At 58.6% G+C, this 24,355-nt stretch carries 22 protein-coding genes; 11 read left to right on the top strand and 11 right to left on the bottom strand.

Annotation, left to right across the window (positions count from 1 at the left end; all coding sequences use genetic code 11):
• Window position 1: 1 nt before the first annotated feature.
• Window positions 2-1,675 (bottom strand): cation acetate symporter, encoded by a 1,674-nt coding sequence (locus ACA054_RS12765; protein ID WP_497689699.1) that lies wholly within the window; start codon window positions 1,673-1,675, stop codon window positions 2-4.
• On the bottom strand, window positions 1,672-1,986 hold the full coding sequence (locus ACA054_RS12760) for a DUF485 domain-containing protein (RefSeq protein ID WP_497689698.1): 315 nt from the start codon (window positions 1,984-1,986) through the stop codon (window positions 1,672-1,674). The genes ACA054_RS12765 and ACA054_RS12760 overlap by 4 nt, the downstream gene beginning before the upstream one ends.
• Before the next feature lie 260 nt (window positions 1,987-2,246).
• Between ACA054_RS12760 and ACA054_RS12755 the strand changes: the two genes are divergently transcribed.
• Entirely contained in the window at window positions 2,247-3,134 is an 888-nt protein-coding gene (locus ACA054_RS12755) for a LysR family transcriptional regulator (protein ID WP_497689697.1), read from the top strand.
• On the opposite strand, the gene ACA054_RS12750 is transcribed toward ACA054_RS12755, so the two are convergent.
• Both ACA054_RS12750 and ACA054_RS12745 read right to left on the bottom strand, forming a co-directional pair.
• Window positions 3,098-4,336 (bottom strand): MFS transporter, encoded by a 1,239-nt coding sequence (locus ACA054_RS12750; protein ID WP_497689696.1) that lies wholly within the window; start codon window positions 4,334-4,336, stop codon window positions 3,098-3,100. The genes ACA054_RS12755 and ACA054_RS12750 overlap by 37 nt on opposite strands.
• A 26-nt stretch (window positions 4,337-4,362) precedes the next feature.
• The gene (locus tag ACA054_RS12745) at window positions 4,363-5,520 is read right to left on the bottom strand and encodes a YbfB/YjiJ family MFS transporter (protein WP_497689695.1); all 1,158 of its coding nucleotides are present in this window, start codon (window positions 5,518-5,520) and stop codon (window positions 4,363-4,365) included.
• A 292-nt stretch (window positions 5,521-5,812) separates the two neighbouring features.
• On the opposite strand from ACA054_RS12745, the gene ACA054_RS12740 reads away from it, so the two are divergent.
• Window positions 5,813-6,841, top strand: a complete 1,029-nt coding sequence (locus ACA054_RS12740) for a D-cysteine desulfhydrase family protein (RefSeq protein WP_497689694.1) — start codon at window positions 5,813-5,815, stop codon at window positions 6,839-6,841.
• A 947-nt stretch (window positions 6,842-7,788) separates the two neighbouring features.
• Here the strand turns inward: ACA054_RS12740 and ACA054_RS12735 are convergent.
• Window positions 7,789-8,265, bottom strand: coding sequence for an HvfA family oxazolone/thioamide-modified RiPP metallophore (locus ACA054_RS12735; RefSeq protein ID WP_497689693.1), 477 nt, complete (start codon window positions 8,263-8,265; stop codon window positions 7,789-7,791).
• 382 nt (window positions 8,266-8,647) lie between these two features.
• On the opposite strand from ACA054_RS12735, the gene ACA054_RS12730 reads away from it, so the two are divergent.
• The 9 genes from ACA054_RS12730 to ACA054_RS12690 all read left to right on the top strand — a co-directional run bounded on the left by ACA054_RS12730 (window position 8,648) and on the right by ACA054_RS12690 (window position 14,922).
• Window positions 8,648-9,184, top strand: a complete 537-nt coding sequence (locus ACA054_RS12730) for a glyoxalase superfamily protein (RefSeq protein ID WP_497689692.1) — start codon at window positions 8,648-8,650, stop codon at window positions 9,182-9,184.
• Between the two features lie 136 nt (window positions 9,185-9,320).
• Complete coding sequence (locus tag ACA054_RS12725) at window positions 9,321-10,001, top strand: DUF3313 domain-containing protein (protein WP_497689691.1); 681 nt, start codon at window positions 9,321-9,323, stop codon at window positions 9,999-10,001.
• A gap of 129 nt (window positions 10,002-10,130) precedes the next feature.
• Window positions 10,131-10,592 carry a hypothetical protein gene (locus ACA054_RS12720; protein WP_497689690.1) on the top strand — a complete coding sequence of 154 codons (462 nt, stop codon included), beginning with the start codon at window positions 10,131-10,133 and terminating at the stop codon, window positions 10,590-10,592.
• A 385-nt stretch (window positions 10,593-10,977) separates the two neighbouring features.
• A complete protein-coding gene (locus ACA054_RS12715) occupies window positions 10,978-11,793 on the top strand; it encodes a winged helix-turn-helix domain-containing protein (RefSeq protein ID WP_497689689.1) in 816 nt (271 codons plus the stop codon).
• Complete coding sequence (locus ACA054_RS12710; RefSeq protein WP_497689688.1) at window positions 11,790-12,272, top strand: hypothetical protein; 483 nt, start codon at window positions 11,790-11,792, stop codon at window positions 12,270-12,272. The genes ACA054_RS12715 and ACA054_RS12710 overlap by 4 nt, the downstream gene beginning before the upstream one ends.
• A gap of 99 nt (window positions 12,273-12,371) precedes the next feature.
• Window positions 12,372-12,710 carry a hypothetical protein gene (locus ACA054_RS12705; protein WP_497689687.1) on the top strand — a complete coding sequence of 113 codons (339 nt, stop codon included), beginning with the start codon at window positions 12,372-12,374 and terminating at the stop codon, window positions 12,708-12,710.
• A 123-nt stretch (window positions 12,711-12,833) separates the two neighbouring features.
• Entirely contained in the window at window positions 12,834-13,193 is a 360-nt protein-coding gene (locus tag ACA054_RS12700; protein WP_497689686.1) for a hypothetical protein, read from the top strand.
• A 33-nt stretch (window positions 13,194-13,226) separates the two neighbouring features.
• Window positions 13,227-14,231 carry a helix-turn-helix domain-containing protein gene (locus ACA054_RS12695; RefSeq protein WP_497689685.1) on the top strand — a complete coding sequence of 335 codons (1,005 nt, stop codon included), beginning with the start codon at window positions 13,227-13,229 and terminating at the stop codon, window positions 14,229-14,231.
• Window positions 14,232-14,421: 190 nt separating this feature from the next.
• On the top strand, window positions 14,422-14,922 hold the full coding sequence (locus ACA054_RS12690; protein WP_497689684.1) for an outer membrane beta-barrel protein: 501 nt from the start codon (window positions 14,422-14,424) through the stop codon (window positions 14,920-14,922).
• 54 nt (window positions 14,923-14,976) lie between these two features.
• Here ACA054_RS12690 and ACA054_RS12685 read toward each other — a convergent pair whose 3' ends face one another.
• From ACA054_RS12685 to ACA054_RS12660, 6 genes are all read right to left on the bottom strand, one after another.
• A complete protein-coding gene (locus ACA054_RS12685; protein ID WP_497689683.1) occupies window positions 14,977-17,469 on the bottom strand; it encodes an efflux RND transporter permease subunit in 2,493 nt (830 codons plus the stop codon).
• Window positions 17,470-17,499: 30 nt separating this feature from the next.
• Window positions 17,500-18,573 carry a WD40/YVTN/BNR-like repeat-containing protein gene (locus ACA054_RS12680; protein WP_497689682.1) on the bottom strand — a complete coding sequence of 358 codons (1,074 nt, stop codon included), beginning with the start codon at window positions 18,571-18,573 and terminating at the stop codon, window positions 17,500-17,502.
• Window positions 18,574-18,642: 69 nt separating this feature from the next.
• Complete coding sequence (locus tag ACA054_RS12675) at window positions 18,643-20,001, bottom strand: DUF1329 domain-containing protein (protein ID WP_497689681.1); 1,359 nt, start codon at window positions 19,999-20,001, stop codon at window positions 18,643-18,645.
• 37 nt (window positions 20,002-20,038) lie between these two features.
• Window positions 20,039-21,865, bottom strand: a complete 1,827-nt coding sequence (locus ACA054_RS12670) for a DUF1302 domain-containing protein (protein WP_497689680.1) — start codon at window positions 21,863-21,865, stop codon at window positions 20,039-20,041.
• A 179-nt stretch (window positions 21,866-22,044) separates the two neighbouring features.
• On the bottom strand, window positions 22,045-23,052 hold the full coding sequence (locus ACA054_RS12665; RefSeq protein WP_497689679.1) for a YeiH family protein: 1,008 nt from the start codon (window positions 23,050-23,052) through the stop codon (window positions 22,045-22,047).
• A 2-nt stretch (window positions 23,053-23,054) separates the two neighbouring features.
• Window positions 23,055-24,329, bottom strand: coding sequence for a spinster family MFS transporter (locus ACA054_RS12660; RefSeq protein WP_497689678.1), 1,275 nt, complete (start codon window positions 24,327-24,329; stop codon window positions 23,055-23,057).
• Window positions 24,330-24,355: the final 26 nt, after the last annotated feature.

The following is a 24,355-nucleotide window of genomic DNA, read 5'->3' as shown; positions in this document are numbered from 1 at the left end:
CTTAGTGGTTGACCGCCTGCGCGGCGCCGAGCCCGGTCTGGGCGCGGATCAACTGATCATCGAAACGCTCGCGCTCGAGCACCGCCCCATGGCTGCGGTCAGTGACCGAGCCCAGCCAGGTGAACAGGAACGCCACGTTCATCGAGATTATCGCCGGGTAGTCATACGGGAAGATCGCCTCGGCATTGCCCAGCACCTTGACCCACACTGCCGGAGAGAGAATGACCAGCCCGACCGCACTCACCAACCCGGCGACACCGCCAATCAACGCGCCGCGAGTGGTGAGCCCTTTCCAGTACATCGAGAGCACCAGGATCGGGAAGTTGACCGAGGCCGCCACACCGAACGTCAGCGCGACCAGAAAGGCAATGTTCTGATCCTTGAACAGAATCCCCAGCACCACCGCGACGATGCCGATGCCCACCGAAGCAATGCGCGATACACGGCGTTCGTCCTTGGCATCGGCCTTACCCTTTTTGACCACCATCACATACAAGTCGTGAGAGATCGCCGACGTGCCAGCCATGGTCAGCCCCGACACCACCGCCAGAATCGTCGCGAACGCCACGGCGGAAATGAAGCCCAGCAGCAGGTCGCCACCCACGGCTTTGGCCAGGTGCATCACCGGCATGTTGCCGCCGCCGATCAACTTGCCCGCCAGATTGCCTGATTCGTAGAAGGCCGGGTCTTGCCCGACGATCACGATGGCCGCCAGGCCCAGCACAGCCACGATCAGGTAGAAAAAGCCGATGAAGCCCGTGGCGACGAACACCGATTTACGCGCCTGTTTGGCGTCCGGCACGGTAAAGAAGCGCATGAGAATGTGCGGCAGTCCCGCCGTGCCGAACACCAGCCCCAGCGACAACGAGATCAGCGACAGCGGGTCGGCCACCAGTTTGCTCGGCAGCAAAATCCGCTCGCCATCGCGGTGCGCGGCCACGGCTTTTTCGAACAACAGGTCGAAGGAAAAGCCGAACTTGCTCAGCGCCAGAAACGCCAGCAGCGTCCCGCCCACCAGCAGCAACCCGGCCTTGATGATCTGCACCCACGTGGTGGCGACCATGCCGCCGAAGGTGACGTAGACCGCCATCAACAGACCCACGGCAATCACTGCATAGTTGTAAGGCAGACCGAACAGCAGCTGAATCAACTGCCCTGCCCCCACCATCTGTACCACCAGATAAAAGCACACCACGGTCAACGAACCGAAGGCCGTCATCGTACGGATGCGATTTTGATCGAGGCGGAAAGAGGCGATATCGGAGATGGTGATGCGCCCCAGATTGCGGATGCGCTCGGCGAACAGGAACAACAGCAAAGGCCAGGCGACAAAGAAGCTGATCGAGTACAGGACGCCATCGAAGCCATTGAAGAAAATCATGCTGGTGACCCCCAGCAACGCCGCCGCCGACATGTAGTCACCGGCCAATGCCAGGCCGTTCTGGAAGCCACTGATGCCACCGCCAGCGGTGTAGAAATCGTCCATGGATTTGGTTTTTGAGGCGGCCCAGTACGTGATGCCCAGGGTCGTCACGACGAAGACCAGGAACATGCTGATCGCGGTGATGTTGATCGGTTGTTTTTCGACGTTCTGGATAACGTCGCCGGCCATGGCGCGCGCAGCGAATACGCACAGCAGAACGGGAAGGATGAGGTTCAGGAGGACGCGTTTCATACGATGGCCCCCGCGCGGATTTCTGCGGTCAGGTCATCGAATTCACCATTGGCGCGATGGATGTAAAGCCCGGTAAACAACCAGGCCCCGACAATGAACACGGCACCTAAAGGCCAACCGATGCTGATGATGCTGGTCGCCGACAGTTTTGTTGCCAGCAGCTGGGGTGCGAAGGCGGCGACGAGGATGAACGTGAAGTACGGGACAAGGGTTGCAGCAGTAAGACTCGCGACGAACGTTCGCTGCCGCGAGACCAGATCCTTGTACCGGGGATGGTTGCGGATTCTGGCTGACTCGGTTGCATGATTCACGTTGACTCCGTGTAGCAGTGGTTGCGTTATTGTTGTTCCACAGCCTCAGATTCAGACTCGATCCGCCACTGGCTGCGGTATCTGTGCCCCATCAACCTATGCCCGGCACATGATCATGTAAAATGATCATTTGTGATTCCGTTGATCGTTTTTGGTGAATCGAAACATGCCCCGACTTGCCTTTGAGTTCCTGCCGGCACTAATCTCTTTGCAGCTTTAGTTTCTGCATTAGTTATTACTTTTTGAGATAGGTGAGCGCGATGGATGTAACGGATCTCAAGGTGGTAGATGCGGTGGCGCGCCACGGCAGCATGAACAAGGCCGCCAGCGAACTGAACACCGTGCAGTCGAACGTGTCGGCGCGTATTCGCTCGCTAGAGGACGAACTCGGTGTGGCGCTATTTCAACGCAGCGCCAAGGGTGTGCAGGTGACACCCGCAGGACGTCGCATCCTGCCCTTCGCCGCCCGGCTTGCGAAATTGCTGCTCGATGCTTCCAGCGCCGCCCGCGATGACGGCCATCCCAAAGGCGTGCTGGAAATCGGTACGCTGGAGACCACCCTCGCTCTGCGTCTGCCACACCTGATCGCCCGGTTTGCCAAGGCTTATCCCGAGGTTCGCCCGGTGGTGCGCACCGGCACTACGTGCAGCCTGATCCAGGGCGTCATCGACTGTAAGCTCGAAGGTGCGTTCGTGGTCGGACCGGTCAATCACCCGGAGTTGCACGCTGAAGTCGCCTTCCGCGAAGAACTGGTGCTGGTCACCTCACCGGCCCTGAACCGCCTGGAAGATGTCGCCGGCATCGAAAACCTGAAGACCGTTGTGTTTCGCCTCGGCTGTTCCTATCGCCAGCGTCTGGATACGCTGTTGACCAGCCTCGGCGTATTGGCGCCCGAGCCGCTGGAGTTTGGCTCGATCGAGGCGATTATTGCCTGCGTGTCGGCCGGGGTCGGGATTACGTTGTTACCCAGAGGCGTGATCGCGAACGCAGCGCGCGAGGGATTGGTGGCCGTGCACGAACTACCCGCAGAATTAGCGCAAGTCGAGACCGTGTTTGTCCGGCGCATCGATGGTTATTACTCCAGCGCGCTGGCCACCTTTCTGCACAGCGTTCATCTGGATGGCGCTGTAGCGGCTGACAGCGCATAGAAGCGACTTTTCACCCAGCCGTTGATCCCGGCGCTCAACACCAACAGCGCGCCGGTCACCAGGAACACGTGGTGCAATCCGAAATGCGCACCGATCTGGCCGCCGATCAGCGGCCCGATCACCTGCCCGGAAAACTGCGCCGATTGCAGGTAGCCGAGGATTTTTCCGCTGTTGTGCTCCTCTACCGATTGCCGGATCAGCTTGGCAATCGCCGGCAACAGCCCGGCTAGGGTCATGCCCATCAAGCCGCGCAACACTGCCAGTTGCCACCACTGCGTGACGAATGCCTGGGGCAGCATGACAATGCCGGTCAGCACCAGGCAAGCGATGATCACATTCCAGCTGCCGACACGGTCGGCCAACGCTCCCAGCCGGGCGGCGGTCAAGATGCTGCCCAGCGCCGAACAGGCCATCACCACTCCGGCAATCCGCGCCTGATCATCCAACGCCACGCCCAGATGACCGATGTAGACGGTGATGATCGGCTCGATCGACATATTGGCCAGCAGCACCATCATTGCCGTCATCAGTAACGCCGCGATGATCGGCCAGCGAGAACCGTCATCCTGCTGTTCAGATGTGTTTACTCGTCGCGCTCCGTCCAACTGCCGACTGAAGTCCTCGCGAATCAGCACGAGGGTGGTGATCGCGGCCACCGCAATCATCGCGCCACCGACGAAAAAAGTGCCACGGATGCCGACCCATTGCGGCAGGAAACCACCCACCAGCGGCCCGATCAGGTTGCCGGACAAGGCCCCCGTCGACAGCACGCCCAGTGCCCAACCGGCCTTTTCCCGTGGCACCTGGGAACCGATCATCACAATCGAAGCCGAGGCATAACCACCGATGAGCCCGGCGACCAGGCGCAGCACCACAAGGTCGGTAACATCCCGCGCCAGCCCGATCAGCGACATCACCACCGCCATGCCGATGGCCGCGCGGACCAGCATTGGCTTGCGCCCATATCGATCGGCCAACCGACCCCAGAGCGGCGCGGTAATCGCGGTACCAAAAAACGTGGCACCGAACGCCACGGCGGACCACTGCACCACGTCGGCCTGAGCCGTGACACCCAGTTGTTGCACATACAGCGGCAGGAACGGCAACAGCATGCTCAGGCTCACCAGGGTGGTGAACGAGCCGAACACACAAACAGCCAGGTTGCGACGCCAATAGGCAAGATTGCGCTCGGCATAATTCATCTGGACACGTGCTCCACAGGCGAAGGTCAAAGAACGGATTGTTCCGGGGTTGGCGCGCTGCGCAGAACCGCGAGCAGATCAATGACAAAGGCGATCAACATGGCCGCGGTGCCGATCAGGAACAGCAGGCTGTAGTTGCCACCGCTGTAGGCAAACAGGAACGACAGGCCATAGGCGGCGACCGCCTGGAACAGGGCGAAACCCACCGTGGCGGTTTGCCAGGCCGCGCTTTGCTGGGCAGGATGCCGGGCGAGAATTTCCTGGATCCGTCCCAACACCAGCGGCACTGTCCCGGTGACAAAGGCTCCGACGGTCACGCTGGACCCCATCAGCCAGAGGCTGCCCGGTTGGAAAGCCGGTACAGCGACGCCGATGGCTTCGATGATGAACGACACCCGCAACGCGCGACCGAAGCCGACCCGGTCTGCCAGCACCCCAGCCAGCAGCGGGCCGACCGTGGCCCCAAGGCCGAACAGTACCCAATACTGCGCGCCCGTTTGCAGGCCCTGGCCCAGGCCCCGAGCAACGAAATCCACCAGGAAAATCATGTGCGGTACCCACCCGGCGGCGTTCAGCGCGTACTCGACATACAGCGCCTTGAGGGTGCCGTTGGATGCTGGGCGACGGTGATGGACAGCGCTGGCCACCGGAGAGTTTTCAGTCGGCCAGCCGCGCCAGGCAATGGCGGTGAGCAACAGCGCAATCACACCCAGGCCCAGCCAGGTTTGCGCGAGGCTCTGTTGCAGCAGCAGCGGCACCAAGGTGCCGGACGCCGCGATCCCGACGCCCACGCCCATGAAGATCACCCCACCAGCCAGGCCCCGGCGCGAGAGCGGCACGTGCGCCAGCACCGTTGGCGCGGCCAGGACCATCAGCGCCCCGCCAGCCACACCCGAGAGGAATCGCCAGGCGAAGAACCAGGCAAAGGACAGGGGCCAGGCGCAGGCGAAAAAGGCGATGCTGGCCAGTAACATCATGGCCCTGAGGGTCGATCGGGTTGAAGTTTTCGCCGCCAGTGTGCGGCCGAAAATCGCTCCGGCCAGATACCCCGCCAGGTTTGCCGCGCCAAGATAGGCTGCCCTGGATGGGTCAAACCAGTGGGCGCCGACAATCGCCGGTAGCAGCGGCGTGTAGGCAAAGCGCGCCAGGCCGATCCCCACCAGGCTCGCCGAAAAACCGGCCACAGTGGCCCGCCAGGGGCTGACGGGGTGTGGCGCTATGCCAGTTGTCGTTGGCTCTACACTGTTCATCGTCTGCCCTGCCCTTCTTCAGTCGGGCAGACCTTATCTCGCGCGCAGGTATCTCAAGAAACGAATTATCAAGATCACAGTTATCTGCATAAGAGATATCGTAATTCATTACACGGTGTATCAACTGTAATTCCTAACCAGCGGTATATCTTCAAGGCGTGGCTTTCTACAGTGCCAGATGGCGTTCGAGCCCACCGAGCTTCTATCACTCCATGAGCGAACCTTCATGCCCCACGACTTGAAAAATCTTGATGCCGCGCTGGCCGCCTACCCTCGGGTGGCCCTGCTCGAAGGCCCGACCCCGATCCAGAAACTGTCCCGATTGAGCCGCTTGCCCGAACTCAATGGCTGTCACCTCTACGTCAAACGCGATGACCTGACCGGTCTCGGCGGCGGTGGCAACAAACTGCGCAAACTGGAATTCCTGCTTGGCGAAGCACTGGCCGAAGGCGCCGATACACTGGTCACCTGGGGCGGTTTTCAGTCCAATCATGCGCGGCTGACCGCGGCCGTGGCGGCCCGTCACGGCCTCGCCTGCGAGCTGATCCTGACACCCTCGGCCGTACGCACCGATGACGACTTTTGCCACAACGGCAATGTGATTCTGGATGCACTGTTTGGCGCGACGGTCCATCGGCTACCCCGGGGAGTCGTGCCCGATACCTACGCGGCGGAGTTGGTCGACACGCTCAGGGGGCAAGGTAAAAAGCCCTTCGTGATGCCCCTCGGCGGGTCCAGCCCCCGGGGCAGCCTGGGTTATGCCGCTTGCGCGGCCGAAGTCCTGCGCCAGGCAGATGCACTGGGTGTGCATTTCGAGCAAATCATCGTGCCCAATGGCAGCGCCGGCACGCACTCAGGGCTATTGGCCGGTGTCACCTTGGCTGGCGCATCGACGCAAATCCTCGGCTACTCGGTGCTGGCGACCGAGGAACAGGCTACGACCACCACCCTGGAAAAAACCCGACAGGTTCTACAACTGCTGGACCGCTCCACAACCCTGGTCGACCACTCAATTCGCGTCGATGGCAGCCAACGCGGCGATGCCTATGGCGCACCAACCCAAGCGATGCTCGAAGCGGTGCGCATGTTCGCGTCCCAGGAAGGCTTGCTCACCGATCCCGTCTACGGCGGCAAGGCCTTCGCCGGTCTGCTCGCCGCCGTACGCCGAGGCGACTACCCGGCGGGCAGCAATCTGCTGTTTGTGATGACCGGCGGCATGCCTGGGCTGTTCGCCTACCGTAGCGCCTTCGAGTGATGATCAACCCATAACCATACGCTGCGGTAACGGCTACTTATGGTTTCGCCCTGACGGCAGGTGAAAACCCTGTAGGAGCCCGGCTTGCCTGCGAAGGCGGCCTGACAGCCGACCATTTTCTTGCAGGAGTACATATCCATTGCTGCGGTAACGGCCGCCTATGGTTTCGCTCTTACAGCGAGTCACTTGGAAGAGCCCCAAGTAACCAAGGGCTCTTGCCCCTGGCGTTCGGTGCCTCGCTGTGGCTCGGCATGCCCTCGCTCCGGTCCTGCTCCGTGGGCCCGCCGCGATGGGCCATCCTTGGCCCAGCGCGGCTAAACCGGCATCCATGCCGGTTTACCCACTGCGCAGAACCTCCACTCGGCCTCTCGATGGGGCAAGAAAATCAAAAGCCAGATCAAGATCAACAGCCAAAGCGAGGCGGCCTGACAGCCGACCTGATTTCGCGGATGTACTCATTCCCCTGTGGGAGCGAGCCTGCTCGCGATGGTCGTCAACGATAACGCGCCCTATTTGGATGATCGCGTTGTCTGGACGTTCATCGCGAGCAGGCTCGCTCCCACAGAGGATCACGGACAAGCCTGCAATCAGGTCGGCTGTCAGGCCGCCTCGCTTTGGCTTTAGATTTGGGCGCCCCGTTAAACCACGATGGCCGAACGCAGGCATTGCGCAGTGGGTAAACCGGCAGGACGCCGGTTTAGCCGCGCTGGGCCAGGGATGGCCCATCGCGGCGACCCACGGAGCAATGCCGGAGAGAGGGCATGCCGAGCCCTAGCGAGGCACCGAGTGGTGGGGCAAAAGCCTTTTGCTTACTTTTCGGCGTTTGGAAAAGTGAGTCGCCGTAAGGGCGAAACCATAAGCCGCCGTTACCGCAACAATGGATATGTACACCAAAAAAACCTCCCCAAGAAAAACCCAGGGAGGTTACTTACCGCCGCATCACCTAATCAGCTCTTCGCCTTACTCATCTGGGTAAACAACTCGGTAGGCACTTTCTTGCCATTGGAGGTGAACTGGTTGGTGCGGAATTTGTAGACTTCGCCTTCGGAGAGGAAACCGTCGTTGTTGGTGTCCATGGCCTTGAACTCTTCACCGCCCTGCGGGGCTACGGTCAGCAGTTCCTTGAGCGAAACGCGGCCGTCGTGGTCGGTGTCGGTACGGGCGAACGAAGCATCGCCGCACTTGCCTTCACCGCACTTGCCTTCGCCGGCCTTGGTCACCTTAGCGCCGGCTTCGTCAGCGCCACACTTTCCTTCGCCACACTTGCCTTCGCCACACTTGCCTTCACTGGTTTTTTCCGCCGAGGCCAGTTGGTAGCCCTGAGGCAGTGCGTCTGCGGCAAAGGCGGTCGAAGCGAGGTTGAGGCTGCCGGCCAGTGCAACAGCGATCAGGCCAATACGGGATTTGTTCGACATACGGGACATGGTGATTCTCCGGATACTGTGTGCGGCCAAGCCGCGTGGGTCATGCCACAAGGGCTATAAGCCGTGGTGCGAGGCGCGGTTGCTTTCTCGCTAAGGCAGGGCTATTTGACTGCAACCGTGTATCCCGGATGTATCCGGTTGCAGGGGCATTTGTAAGCCAGTCTGCGTACGACAGGTCTGGATACACAGCGATACATATGCCCCGCAGGTCTTCCCGACACAGTAGCGGCTCTGTAATATCGGCGTCGGGCCGATGCTGCCCGCCGCTCGCTCCCGATGGGAAAGGTGAAAGCATCGCTTCCTCATACGAACCCTGTCGTATCTCTTGACGGTCGAGGTTTGGCAACGCGAGCACCAAAGGATCTCGGCTACAGGAGCAACGATGTTTTCAATCGAGCAAGCCAAACAGATGGCCAAAACGTTGCGCGCCTCACTGGAGGAACGCAATCAGAGCCTGTCTCACTCCACCGCGCTGGAACTGGTCGCGCAGCAACTGGGTTACAAGGACTGGAACACCGCCTCGGCGATGCTTCCCCCGACAGCCCCCCAGCCCGTATCCACCGTTACATTCGACAAACCCATTCCCATCTTGCGGATGTTCGACGAAGCCAAGGCGCGTGAGTTCTATCTCGATTTCCTGGGCTTCAGCGTCGAATTCGAGCACCGGTTCGAAGCCGACCTGCCGCTGTACCTGGGCATCAGCCGCAACGGCCTGCAACTGCACCTTTCGGAACATCATGGCGACGCCAGTCCGGGTTCGACGGTTTTTGTCCCGATGAACAATATCGAACTGCTTCGCGATGAGTTACTTGCCAAGCGCTACGGCTACGGACGTCCGGATATTGTCCAGCAGGGCTGGGGGCAAGTCCTGGAAGTCTATGATCCGTTCGGCAACCGGATCCGCTTCTGCCAGAGCTGATCCGCGCAGTCCCATGACATGCAAGCTGATACCCATTGGCGGTCAAGTTTAATAGTTGTTGAGAGTTATTGATTCGGATTAACCGGCCACGGCGGGCAACCTGATCAATAACTTTCATCACTTGAGAACAGAACACATGAGCATGTCGAATCGATGGATTGCGGGTATTGCCTTGAGCTGCGTATTTCAGGTCGGTTGTGTCTCGAAGGTGGCGCAGCAAGATCAATATTCGGGCTTCCTCGCCAATTACCAGGGGCTGCAAGAGCAGACTACGCCGAGTGAACAGAAGGTACTGCGCTGGATGGCGCCAGGGTTTGATCCACACGCCTACTCCACTGTGGTGTTCAAGCAGGTAGAGCTGTATCCCGCGCCTGTACCGACCGAGCGCGTCAATCTGCAAACCCTGCAAGACGTACAGGCCATGGCCAGCAACAGTGTCAGGACTGCCTTGGCCCCCTACTACACCATCGCCGCCAAGGTGCCGCGGGCACCCGCCGATTCACGGACGTTGATCCTGCAAGCGGCGATCACCCACGTCAGCGCCAACAACGAAGGCATGCATTGGTATGAGGCCGTACCGATCGCCGCCATTGTCGGGGCGACACAAGCAGCCACCGGCCATCGCGATCAGACCGCCGAACTGTATCTGGAGGCCGACCTGGTCGATGCCAAAACCGGTTTGCCGGTCGCCAAGGTGGTACGCAAGGTGTTCGGCGAGACAGTGAAGAATGCCAGCCAGCCAATTGTCGCCAATGACTTCAAGGCCGCATTCAAAGACATGACGAACGACATGCAAGCACTGCTGTCCGGGCAGTAACTTCTTTTAACCGCGCGCAACCCCATTGCCAACGTTGAATTGCCTGCCATCCATTGTCACGGATTGCATCGCGATGCAGACGCGCGTGGGGTTTGAGAACGTAATGTCGTTTAACGAGAGTCCGACTTGATGAAAATACTGACCTTTGCCTTATCGGCCTTTGTATTGCTCGCCAGCTCTGCTGCTTTGGCGGTGACGGTGGTTCCACTGAAAGGCCAGACCTCCCAGACGATCCAGCAAGACACCAGCGCCTGCCAATCACAGGCCAATGCTCAATTCCCGACACAAAACACGGTGCCATCCGGTGGCCGGGTTAAAGGCGCCATGACCGCCGCGGTCGCCGGCGCCACCGCGGCGGAAATTCGGGGCCGGCAACATGACAATGTCTATGACCAGATCGACGACGATATCAAGCAAGACTATCGCCAGAACCGTGCGCGTAGCGCCGCGGCGGCTGGCGCGGTGGTCGGGGCATCAAGACAACGTCAGGAACGCAGACAGAACCTTGAAGCCACCGAGCGAAACATCACCGCCAACAACTCCGTATACAGCAGTTGTCTGCAACAGCGTGGCTACAACGTGTCGCCTTGATCCAGCCGCTCACTGCCAGAGCTAGGCACTCTTGATGCAGATTGTGAGAGCGGTTGAGCGTTACGCCTGTAAGCTCGCCCTGCCTCTGAAGTAACTTCATTCTCCCTTTCCTTGTACCGACCTTCCCACCCCTGCCTTGCAGTTTTCGGATAGCGCGGATCACTCGATCCGAGCATCATCATCGCCCCCGATTGAAACCCCGTGGATTACCCTTGCTTGATTCCAGTGAGATTTTTGATGGGCTACTCCAGCATTGTCTAGTGCTTCTCTCTGCACCGCCCGCGCTTGCCCGCTCATAGCCGTTCACTCCCCGAAAACTGCGTCAAATCCGGCCTGTCAAAACCGTCTCTATACTCAGCCAGAACCACCTGAACGGAGGATACCCATGCGCTACGCCTTCAAATTGAAAAATGGTGCCATGACCCTTTTCGATCCCGATACCGCCTTGCTTACCATCACGACAACCCATGGAGAAGTTCAAAGCACTACGATCGGTAGAGCCGAATCGCGTCTACTGGACCTGCTGCTCATGGAACCCGGTCAGACTAAAAGCCGTGAGGAGATCATCGACTACACCTGGAATGACCGCGTCGTCGCCTCCGGTAGTTTGAACCAGGCGGTTTTCTCCCTTAGAAACATACTCAACGACAGTCGAGATCACGAGATCTTGATGACGGTTCCGCGAAGAGGCTATTGCTTCAACCGTCTCTATGTAGTCGATACACCGGCAGATTTGCCGACGCCTTCCGATGAAGCCGCGCCTGTGCCCGCCATTGAAGAGCTGGCGCCAAACGGCAATGATGATCTGCCGGTGTCTTCAGAAAAAACCAGAAAGTCATCCTACATTACCAAAGCCCAGTTAATCGGCTGGGTCCTGACTTTGGGAGTCTGCGCCCTTACTGGCTTCCACTCTGGATTCGACAGACAGAAAATAGAAGTTTCCAGCATAAAACAGAACGAGCTGGTCATCCATGGAGTGGGCCACAGCGTCGCTGAGGCTCAGGAGTTGAGGGATCTTTCGGCGACACAGACTCAACAACTTTCGCCAAATTTAAAAGGCGAGGTCTGGCTGAACCTGTTTAAATCAAACTACTCTGTTTCTTGCGTTCGTCCGGATCTAAGCACTGCAAACCTGCAAATGAACAGCGAGCAAAAAGACCTCGCGCTGATGATCCGGCAATGTTTGGAAGCCACCTTATGAAGCCAATGACATCTTCGACTGCTCAATGGATTGTACTTGCCATCATCAACGCCGCCTGTATCTTTTCCTTACTGTATTCGCCATCTTATTACATGGAAAATATCAGTTATCAAACAATTACCCGACAATGGCTGGAGGACTCGAATCAACTCAACACTGAAGAGTATCTGACCATCGGGCACGGTCGACTGACACAAACCACTCTGGAAAGCCTGAACGGAAAAATCCGTAACGCTACCATTTCGGCGGAGGTTATCCGGGAAAGCAATCATCATGTTCAGATCAAAGTCAGCAACGTTAAACTTAGCCAGGATAACGAATTATTCGCCATTGAAAAGACTCCGGATCTGTTTTTCAGACGTCAATTCGTTCTACAAGAAGGCGCCGTTCTAAACTACGAACTCCTCCCCACCTCCGATAAAAACAGCGTGTGTTTTTATGTGCATGATATTGGCCGTTTGCGCTGCATGAACCACTGAGGCATTTGCCGCGATTCACATCACAATAAAAATAATAATTACTAATTTGAATCAAACCCTCTCCCCCATCAAGATCCCGCCTTTATAGTGCTCGGAGCCGTGCCTGCTGACATTCAGCAAAAATGCCGGCTCCACGCGCCTGTTGAAACACACTGTTCGCGAGCCGTCAAATCGATGATAACCAAGATCCTGGCCGTTCTATCTCTAGCAGCACTACCTTTTCATTCAGTGGCCCACAATGAATACTCCATCGGTAGCACGGAAATCGAATTCTACGAAATTGAACTGAGCCCGAACGAAAATATCAAATTGAAACACCTGAAAATCTACTCTGAGAATGAACGCAATGAAGGTGAAGGGGCGCTTGATAACACCTTGCCTCCCCCACCACACAACAATGAAAATGAGAGCCAAGACGTTTCGCTGACCCCAGTTTAAAAATACTAATTTTTGACTTTAACAAGCATCAAAGGAGCAGGACTATCCAAAGGCCAAGCCGTGACAGTGATATGGCTGACACACTGCACTGCCTGAAAAATCCTCAACAAGGAAAGCACCTCAATGCTGCTTAAAAACCTCGCAAGCGTATCCCTTGGTGTATTGCTTTCTCTCAAGGCCTTGGCCGATGACAAGGAACTCTATAGCGCCGACCTGACGCGCATTGAAAGCAACAAAAAGAAGCAGAACGACGAAAAATCCAGTTATAAGATTTTTACAGACTATCGCGTTGATGATTTTTTTGCTTTTGATGCTGCTGCCCTCGGCCCGGCAAGCGAGAAGTCGGCAATCTTTGGCTCGCACATAGCGCCGTGCAAACTTCAAAGCCTGGTGGAGTTATCCTCGAGCGACGCATACGTCTTTGCAGCGGCATTGGAGATCATGCCGCAGTCATCGACGTCGATGCCTGAAAACAAATCCTGACACTATCCATTTAGCTGAAGAGCGTTGCATTCCATGAGTATCATGATCCCTGATGAAATCTTTCATGTAACCTCTGCTCCTGCGGACAAATCCAATAGAACAATTGGCCGGTGGGAGATGAGTCTGTCCCCATCAGAGCGCGAAGCAAGCATTAGCCAGCATAAACTCGTTCATGGTTCCAGGCTCCAATGCAGTCGACTGGAATTTGATTCATCCGTCACTCTGGTCGCAACTGTTCCTCCTGGCTGTGTAACCCTGGCCGTATCACAGTCTTGCGTTGGTCGACCCACTGTCAATAACCGTGAGTTGCGGCCTAACGAAATCATCGTGTTGTATAGCGGTGAGCCCGTGCATTACACCTGCGAGCCGAATGAAACTCTTTTCACCCTGGCCACGACTTTAGAACACTACGCACAATGCGTCGAAAGTCATGCATTGATCGATGTACTTGCAAAACGAAAGGAGCAGCGCTTTCAGGTCGCAAATTTCAAACTGGTACAATCTGCCACTCAGGCCATCAACGCTTTCGTTATCGACGTCAATGAGCGTCCTTTGAAACAGCGCAACTGCGGTGAAAAATCAGCCGCTGAAAGTGCATTGCTGACTTCTCTGCTACGGGCCATGACACCTGTTGGCCGCTCCGCGCACAAGCCCCCGACAAGAAGAAAGATCGCGACAGAGGCAATAGAGTACATTCATCAAAATACAAACAAGCCGATTAACATGAAGTTACTGGTAAAACAACTGAAAACCACAACCCGCAGTTTGCATCATGGTTTCATTGAAACCTTCGGGACTTCGCCGATCGCTTACATTAGAAATCTGAGACTCGCCCGTGTCCGCCGAGACTTGATCCGCAACACTTGGCCTACGGTCACCGAAACCGCAATGTATTGGAATTTCCACCATCTAAGCAGGTTTTCCAAGGCGTATCAGGATGCTTATGGTGAGACACCCTCGGAAACGGCCAGGCGCAACAGCACAAAACCGGCAACGGCCAAAAAAATAACAATCAATGATTTTCAGCCAACAACCTGAATCGCCAGGATTGTTTATTTCTACCCAAGGGGATAAGCATGCGCTATCGATTAAACACGCTGCCACTCAAACAGAAAATCATCTTTTGCATTGCCGCCTATTTATGTGGCGTCGCCTTAGCCTGGATTATTGACGCTTATTAACGCCTTACACCTCACAACCAACAACCCGTACAAGGACCTCACCTCACATGTTATTTCGAAACCTTGGCTTCGTTTCGCTGCTCTCGTTGCTGTCTTTTCAGGCGCTCGCTGATGACAAAGGTTTTTATCTTGGAGCAGGCGTAAGCAACATTGAAACCGACAAAACCCAATTGAGCGATGAAGACTCCAGTTATAAGGCTTTTGCAGGCTACCGTCTCAACGGCTATCTGGCCTTCGAGGGCGCACTCGTGGATCTCGGCCAGTTCAAGGACAAGAATCTGGATTTCGATGGTAAATCTGTTCAGGCCAGTGCCCATGTCGGTTTTCCGCTGGGAGATCGGGTGCGAATTTTCGGTAGTGTCGGTGCTCATGCCTGGGATGCGGACGGCAATGCTGCCGACGACGATACGGGCGTCAACTTGACCTACGGTGCTGGCGTTGAACTGGATGTATTTCGCAACATCGGCGTCCGTGCTGAATATGAAGTACTGGAAGTCGGCAACATCAACCTGAATCAAACAACCGCATCTGCTTTTATTCTCTTCTAACACCCACTTCAATTGAGCGGCCATGCTGGCCGCTCAACCTTAATGTCAGGAGACTTAGCCTTGACCCTGCAGGACAACGGGGCTCACAGGCAGCGTGACGGCTGCGTGCTTGCGCCGTTCACCGTTCAGAAGCAGGTACGACAGCGCCGGAATCAGGATCAGCGCCCCGAGCATGTTCCACAGGAACATGAAGGTCAGCAGGATGCCCATGTCGGCCTGGAACTTGATCGGCGACCAGACCCAGCACACCACGCCGGCTGCCAGGGTTATTCCTACCAACCCCACCACCCGGCCGGTGAAGGCCACGGCATTGCGGTAGGCCTGGGACAGCGGCAGGCCCTGGCGCTGGTACTGCAATTGCACGCTGAGCAGATACAAGGCGTAGTCCACACCAATCCCCACGCCCAGGGCGATCACCGGCAGGGTCGCCACCTTCACGCCGATGCCCATGACCACCATCAAGGCCTCGCAGAGGATCGAGGTCAGTACCAGCGGCAGCAGCGCCACCAGTGTCGCCCGCCAACTGCGGAAGGTGATCAGGCAGAACAGCGTCACCGCCAGGTAGACGTATAGCAGCATGGTGCGGTTGGTCTCGCGCACCACGATGTTGGTCGCCGCCTCGATCCCGGCGGTACCGGCGGCCAGCAGGAACTGGCGATCGTCGCTGCTGTTTTCCCGGGCGAACTTGTCGGCAATCGCCACGACTGCATCCAGGGTCTCGGCTTTATGGTCCTTGAGAAAAGCGATCACCGGCATCAGCGAGCAATCGGTGTTGAACAGCTCCGGGGCATTGACCGAGGCCTGTTGCGCGGCGTAGTTCAGCACGTTCTGGTTGCGCTGGATGCTGTTGAGTTTAGGGTTGCCTTCGTAGGTACCCGCGGTGATCTGCCGCACCGCGTTGACCAGCGATGCAGTCGCCTGCACGCCCGGAGACTGCTGCAACTCCCAGGCCAGGCGGTCGGCCAGCACCAACGTCTGGTAATTCAGGCAGCCTTCCGCCGGGGTCTTGATCATCACCGCAAACAGGTCGCTCGACAGCGCGTAATGCTGGGTGATGTAGGCATTGTCGCGGTTGTAGCGCGAGTCGGCGCGCAACTCTGGAGCACCGCTGTCGAGGTCGCCGATTTTCAGTTGCAGGCTGACCACGAAACCGCCCACCCCCAACAATACGGCGACCAACACGGTACCGATGGCCCACCGGCGCGTGGTGAAGCGGTCGAGCAAATCCCACAGCTTGCCAAAGCCACGATGCTCGGCGGCACGGGTGTCGATCTTCAGCGCACGCTCGGCCGCCTTGCGCCCGACGCCGATGTAGGACAGCGCCACCGGCATCAGCAGCAACGAGGTGAAGATCAGTACCGCGACGCCGATGCTGGCAGTAATTGCCAGGTCCTGGATCACCGGAATGTCGATCAGCATCAGCACGGCGAAGCCCACGGCATCAGCCAGCAAAGCGGTGACGCCGGCAATGAACAGACGGCGGAAGGTGTAGCGTGCAGCGATCAGTTTATGGGTGCCACGGGCAATGTCCTGCATGATGCCGTTCATCTTCTGCGCCGCGTGCGACACGCCGATGGCGAAAATCAGGAACGGCACCAGCACCGAGTACGGATCGATGGCGTAACCGAGCCAGGCGACGATGCCCAGTTGCCAGACAACTGCGACCAGCGAGCAGCCGACCACCAACAGGGTGCTGCGCACGCAACGGGTATAGGCGTAGATGATGATCAGCGAGGTGATGACGGCCAGGCCGAAAAACATCATCACCTGGATCAGGCCGTCGATCAGGTCGCCCATCAACTTGGCAAAACCGATCACCCGCACCTTGTACGGGCCCTTGCCCTCTTCCCCGGATTTACGCGCAGCGCTGTCACCGGCGAACTCGATCTTGTCGCGCAGCTGCTCTTCGAGCATCCGCGAAAACTGATGGTAATTGATGCTCTGGCCCGTGGACGAAGCTTTGTCCAGCAGCGGCACGACCAGCATGCTCGACTTGTAGTCGCTGGCCACCAGGCTGCCGACGATGCCGGCACGGGAAATGTTCTGGCGCAGCTGTTCGATTTGCTCGGGTTTGCCCTCATACGTATCAGGCATCACCGGGCCACCCTGGAAACCTTCCTCGGTGACTTCCGTCCAGCGCACCGCAGGCGTCCACAGTGACTTCATCCAGGCGCGATCAACACCTTCGGTGAGAAACAGCTCGTCGTTGACCTGCTTGAGGACCGTCAGGTAGTGCGGATCGAAGATGTCGCCCTGGGTATTTTCCACCACCACTCGCACCGAGTTGCCCAGGCCACGCAACGACTGGCGGTTCTCGAGGAAATTCTGGATGTACGGCTGACTCTGCGGGATCATTTTTTCGAAGCTGGGGCGCAACTCCAGGCGGGTCGCGGCCATGAAACCCAGGACCACGGTGGCCAGGGCCATCAGCAGCATGAACAGCGGCCGATGGTTGAACACCAGCCGCTCCAGCAGGTTGCCGGAGCGCCGATCAAAGTCGCGCAGATCGCGAATTACCGGCATGTTGTCTTGCTTGGTATGGGCCATGTCTGAGTACTCGCTTTATTGTTCTGGCTCTTATTCTTCGAGAAGCGTGCGGGCACCACGGCTGCCGACAACGACCAGCGAACCATCGCCAATCAATGTCGCGCCCGCCACCGGTGACGGGGTTTGCTGCGCTACCCACTGCAATTGGACGCTGTCGTCCTTTGCCACCAGCATGTGCCCTGCCTGGGTGAAAAACCGATAGTGACCTTGAGCATCGACAGCAGCGGCGGTGATGCTCACTTGCAATCCGCTTTCGAACGGGGTCCAGCTCAGGCCGCCGTCGGTGCTGCGCAAGACGTTGCCGCGCAGGCCGTAGACCACGACTTCGCCAGGCTTGCCGACGACGCCGAAATAGCTGCCTTGATACGGTGTGCTCAGCGCCGTGAAACGCTGCTGCGAGGTATCCCATTTGAGCAACAACCCCTGCTCTCCAGCGATGTACAAGGCATCGCCGGTGGAGTTGATCGCGTTCAAATGGAAGTTCTGCGGGTTGTCGGTGCGATCCTGGAATGGGGTCCAGCTTTGGCCGCCATCCTCGGTACGCAGGATCAGGTTGAACACACCGACCACATAGCCGACTTTGTCATTGGCGAACCAGACGTCGAGCAAGGGTTTGTCAGCGCCCTCTTCCACCAGCCGCTGACCTTCAGCGACCAGCAGCGGCCACTGTTCGTTGGCAGGCGTGGCATTGGCCAACGCCGAGTAATGCTTGACCAGCAACGCACCGATCTCTCGACCGTCCAGTTGCTTTTTCCAGGTCACGCCGGCGTCGCTGCTGTGCAGAATGACGCCATCGTTGCCCACGGCCCAGCCTTGTTCCGGGGAAGAAAAGTAAACGGCATTCAGGTCGCTGCTGACCGGTACGCTGGCCTGCTGCCATTGCTTGCCGGCGTCATCGGAATACAGAATATGGCCGCGCTGCCCAACGGCGATCAGACGCTGCCCAGCATTCGCGACGTCGAGCATGGGACTGCGCACCGCCAGGGCACTGATCTTGGCGGGCAGATCCAGCACATCAACGTAGCCGTTCGCCTGGGCACCTGTCTGCCACAGCGCCAACAGCATCACCAGCGCCTGCAACCTGCGCTTGTTCAATGAACACATAGTGCGTCCTCTTGGCAAAACCGGGCCGCGCCGCACCCAGGGTGCAGCCGGCCTCCTGATGTACCGCGCTTAGCGAATACCGTTACCGGCCAGTGCGTCCGGTGACCACTGCGCCTTGGTGAGGGGGGCGATGTACTTGATGCCGCCGTAGGCGCCCGACAAGCCGTTGATGTTGTAGGTCCCGCCCACCAGGTCATAGATCACGTGCGGCGTGGTGTTGGGGGTGGTCACATCGTAGCTTTGCGAGAGGAAGCTGAAAGAGCCACGGTACAGTTGGCCGCGGGCATCGTACTGATCGGATGCCAGAGCCACCCAGCTGTCCTCATCCAGATAGAAGCGACGCTTGGCATAGACGTGACGGGCACCGGCCTTGAGCGTGCCTTCCACTACCCACACACGGTGCTTCTCCCAACGCACGTATTGCGGCGCCAGGTGGTTCGGTGTGGTCAAGGCTTTCGGGTCCTTGATGTAGCTCAGCGCGTAGGTGTTGTACGGCACGATCATTTCCTGCTTGCCGACCAGTTTCCAGTCATAGCGATCCAGCGCACCGTTGAAGACATACACGTCGTCATAGGTGCCCGAACCTGCGGTGCCCGGGTTTGGCGTGTCATAGGCCAGTGTCGGCGCCAGCTTCACCCGGCGTTGCCCCGGCAGGTACTGCCAGGCGCGACGTGCCTGCGCGAGTGGGTTGGCGGCATCCTTGAGCATGATCGCCTCCCCCGCCCGGCGCGCAGGGCCGGTGTAGAACAAACGGGTCTGGAAGTAGGTGTCCTTGCCATCGATGACCTTGCTCGGGTCTTCGAAAATCGGAAACGAGTTGACGATCTCGCCGCTGGTGGCGAGGATTTGCGCGCCTGAGGAATCGACGTTCCAGGAATCATACTTGGTCGAATATGCCACCCCTTGATAACGCAGCAGGTGGTTCCACATGGCTTCGGCACCTGACTGCGGAATCGGGAAAGGCACACCCGGCAGGACGTTCTCGATGGCGTTGCCACCTTCCAGCGACTTGGCGCCGGTGGCGTTCTTCAAGGTGTTGTCCAGCACGCTCTGCGGCAGGGCCACGCTGCGATGGGTCGGATAGACCTCGACGCGGAAGCTCGGAAAACGCGTAGCCAGTTCGACAGTGACGGCCGTCAGCTGATTTTTGTACTGCGCGACATTCTTGCCATCGATCACCAGCACTGGCTTCTCGCTGGCGTAAGGGTCGGGACGCAAGCTGTCGCCCGTTTTATAACCCGCTGGCGCGGTCGTCAGTCCGCCGGTATAGGCCGGGATGGAGCCATCGGCGTTACCGGCTTTTTCGGCGCCGACGGCGGTGAGGTTGCTGCCCAGCTTATTGGCGTCGGCGGCGGGCACGGCGGCCTGGACGAGACCGGCGAAGGCCAGCGCAACGGAGGCGGTCAACAGATTTTGCATGCATTTCATGGTGTCGTTCTCCTGATTGTTTTTAAGCAATCGCGAATCAGAAAGTTGTCTTGAAGGTGGCCGTTACCATGCCGCGATCCTTGAGCTGGGCCGGGGTACCGCCAAAGGCGGTGGTTTGCCCGGGCACGCAGTTGTACTGCCCGTTGGCACCCGGCGCAGCGCCGTCTCCCTGGCTGCCAGCGCTGCCTGGCGAACTGCACGTGTCGAATGGACCGAAGTTGTCCACGTATTTCAGGTCGAAGCGGTACTGGTTGTGCACATCGAAGCCGACGCCGACCGAGTAGCTGCCGGAGTCTTCGTTGCCGCCCAACTGGACGGCGGAGTTGCCATTGAGGCCGACGTTGTAGGTCATCGGCAGGTACATATCGATGCCCGGGAAGACCTGGTACCAGGTCGGGTTGAAGTTGACCCCAATGATGTAGTTGTCCTTGGTGACCTTGTCGGTGCCGCGGTACCAGTCCTCGCCCTTGAACAGCTGCTTGTTGTCGGTCACCTTCAGCCAGCGGCTGTAGCCGAGTTCGACCAGTAACGATGAGCTGTCCCAGAGAGGTGTGTCGCCAAAAGTGGTCAGGCCGTTGAGCACTGCATGCACGGTGTTGCCTCGGGCCACGCCGTCTTCGCCATTGAAGCCGCCGATGAAGCCTGGCAAGCCGGCAGCGGCTGCAGCCGGGCTGACAGTGCCCGCCACGCTGGCCAGCGGCATGTTTTCGCGGTAGTTCAGGTCGAAACCGACGCTGACTCCGCCGACGCTCTTCGACAGGCTGATGCCATAGATATCGATGTCATCGACGTAGAACTGGTTGTAGCTGCCGATGTTGCCGGAGATCAGCTGCGCCGGGCCGACGGCGGTCGGCTGCAGCACCAGGTTGGGCAGGATGTCGGACGTGTTGCGGTAGTAGACACCGAGGGTACCGTCGAGCCATTCCGGGCTCCACTTGGCCATCAGGCCGAAGTCACCGCGCTTGTCCGGTTTGAAGGTATGGCCATTGCTCAGGCGCAGGAACTGATTGGCACCGATCGGACCAGGAGCACCAAAAAACGGATTCTGCCCGCCGATCAGCGACAGGTTGTGCCCGCCGTTCTGGATGCCGTCGTTGAACCCCAGGTAGGTACCGGACTCCGGCAGGCGCGAAGCGTCCCAGTCGAGGAAGTACTGCGCGCCGAGCGTCAGTTCCGGGTTGACCGTGAAGCTGGCGGACAACTGGTTACGCGGGATGAACAGTTCCTTGGCTTCAGTGCCAGGTACCGCCAGCGCCTTGGAAATGTCCAGGCCGGACTGGCCGTAGCTGTTGCCGTGGGCAAAGGCCAGGATGCTTTCGCCCCAGTACTGGGTGTGCTTGCCAAGCTTGGCGCTGAGGATCGACTCTTCGCCGACTTCTGCGCTACCGAAGACGAAAGCATCGAGTATTTCGGCCGACGGGCCGTTGTAGTAGCGATCGGCGTAACCGCTGATATGGCGTGAATCCGGCCGGCCATTGTTGAGTTGGTTGGTCGCCGCGTTATCACTGCCGACATTGTCGTAGGCATGGTCGTACCAGCTGTTGGCGCTGACGCGAAAACCGGCCTTTTGCTTGTACGTTACATCCAGTTCAGACAGCACATCCAGGCGTTGCGACACCGCACTGCCGGAAGAGAAGTTGCGGTTGCCGTCATTATTGTTCCATGAGTTGGCCAACTTGCTGTTGGGGCTCTCGACACGCTGGGCATAGTTCAACTTCAACGTGTTATCGAAGCGCACGGCCCAGTCTTCACTGCCGGTGTTCAATTCGAAGGCCTGTGCCGCCGGCAACATGGCGATGAACAGCGCCGAGGCCAGCAGCGTTGGCTCGAACACGCCAGAACCATGAGTCTTGTTTACCCGCATATGTTGTCTCCGCTGTTTTTGTTGTTGTTTTGCGTTCATGGAAATGCACCTGGCTATTCAAAATCGGGCATGACAGTGCCCACCACTCATAACCCCGTCAGGGGAGCGTTCAATTCATGCAACGTGATCCAGTCAATAGCGCCGGCGTCAGCACATCCCGCGTTATTGAACGACCAGACTCAACTACCGAGTCGTATCATCATCAACACCAGCCCTAGCAAGAACACGGTTTCACCGACCATCAACAGAATGGGTTTGAAGCCCACCGTGGCCAGTTCCTTCAACTGGATTTTCATACCCAGCGCACTGATGGCCACGACCAGGCACCAGCTGGACAACTGATTGCCCAGACCCTGCACCACGGATGGCAGCCAACCCAGGCTGGTCACTGTCGCCAGTACCACGAAAGCCACGGCAAACCAGGGCAACAACGGTGGACGCTCACCCGTCCCCTGCCCGCCCTGAGCGCGGGTGATCAACACCGCGCAGACGATGACCGGCAGCAGCATGGCGATACGCATCAGTTTCACCACCGTGGCGGTATCGCCGATGTCATGGGACATGCTGTATCCGGCACCGACCACCTGGGCGACGTCATGGATAGTGGCGCCGAGAAACACCCCGGCTTGCAACGGGTCCAGGCCCAGCGCCCGGGCAATCACCGGATAGACGATCATGGCCAGGGTCGACAGGCTGGACACGCCAATGACCGTGAACAGCGTCGCCCGCTCCTTGGCCTGATGGGCCGGCAACGCCGCCGCCAAAGCCAGTGCCGCCGACGCGCCGCAGATCGCGGTGGCCCCGCCGGACAACAGACCGAACAGCGCATTGAAGCCCAGGGCACGCGCCGCCAGCATCGACACCACAATGGTCACCACCACCGACACCACGACGATCAACACCGGATGCCAGCCCAGCGCCACGATCTGCTCCAGCGAGATGCGCAGCCCCAACAAGGCCACGCCCACACGCAGGATTTCCCGGGCACTGAAATCGATACCGGCCTTGCTCGGCCCCGCCGCCAGAAAGTTCATGGCCATGCCGAGCAAGAGTGCCAACAGCATCACTGGTGCGTGGTACTGGTCCGCCAGAAAGCGCGCGGCAATGGCGACCACGATGCTCGCCAGCACACCCGGAAGGTACTGGCTGGCAACCGACTGAAGTTGAATGACGGCGGACCTGGACATCGTTAAACCTTCATACCCATCGCTGGCAGTGCACAGGCGCTCTCACGCTTGACCCGAGCCGCCAGCACAAAGAAAAAGCCACCCAGCACCAGCGCGAGAATGTCGCTGACCAGCAACACATGGGTCAGCGGCGAGTCCACTCCGGCAACCGTCAAGGCGTCGCTGATCCAGCCGACAATAAAGGTGCCCAGCGCTACCGAAATCAGGTTCAGCAGCAGCATCGAGAAGCCCATGACCGTCGACCGCATACGCACCGGGACCGCGCCTTGAATCGCCGTGGTTGCAGATCCGTAAAGCGACATCAGCATAAAGATGCCAACCGCCATCCCAACATAAAACAACGGTGAATCCGTCGGTACCAGGCGATAAGCGATCATGCATGGCGCGCACAGCAGCATGAGCAACGCCAGCACACTGGCGTGGCCACCCTTGAAACGAGGGGCCAGGCGGTCGCTCAAGATGCCGCCGGCCAACGCACCCAACGAGCCGAAGACGATCTGCATGGCGCCCAGGGTCATGGCAATCGTGGCCGGGTCCATACCCCTCTCCCGCGTCATCCAGAGCTGCGCGAATGAAATGCCCGGGTAGACCAGATGCGCCAGCACAAATCCGGTCACGGTGTAGCGCACGACGCGGTTGCTACGCAGTTCCTCGAGCACCGCCGCCAGCTGGGACTTGAGCGGTGCACCAGGTTCTTGTTGGGCGTCGTGGCTGCGCTTGTCGCCCAGCAGCATTAACGGCAGGCCAATGACAACGCCGGTCACCCCCAGGACATAAAACGTGGTGCGCCAGCCATGGGCGGCGCCGAGTGTGCCCGCCAGCAAAAAGCTGCAGCCAATGCCCAACGGAATACCGAGGTAAAACAGTCCCACCGCCGTGCCCCGGCGCTTCTGCGAGAACAGCTCCATCAACAGCGCCGTGGCGGCTGGCACCAGCGCTGCTTCGCCGGTGGCTACGAGAAAACGCGCCGCGACCATTTGTTCGAAGTTCTGGACCAAACCGGAGGCCACCGTACAAACGCTCCAGACGAGCATGCCTGCACCGATCACCCGTGGCCGACTGTGACGATCGGCCAACGCACCAAGAAATACCGCCATCACGCCGTAGCTCAGCACCCACACCGCGCCGACCAGAAAACCGTACTGCGCATTGTTGATCGCCAGCTCACCAGTGATTTGCGGGGCGAAACCCAGCAGGATATTTCGGTCCACCTGGGCCAACAGGTGGATCACCATCAGCGTCGCAAGAACGGCACAGGGACTCTTTTTCCAGAACATTCGTCAGTACCTTTGAATTGTTTTTA

It is taken from the genome of Pseudomonas sp. LBUM1653 (assembly GCF_059716115.1).
This window is presented reverse-complemented; position numbering and strand designations above follow the sequence as displayed.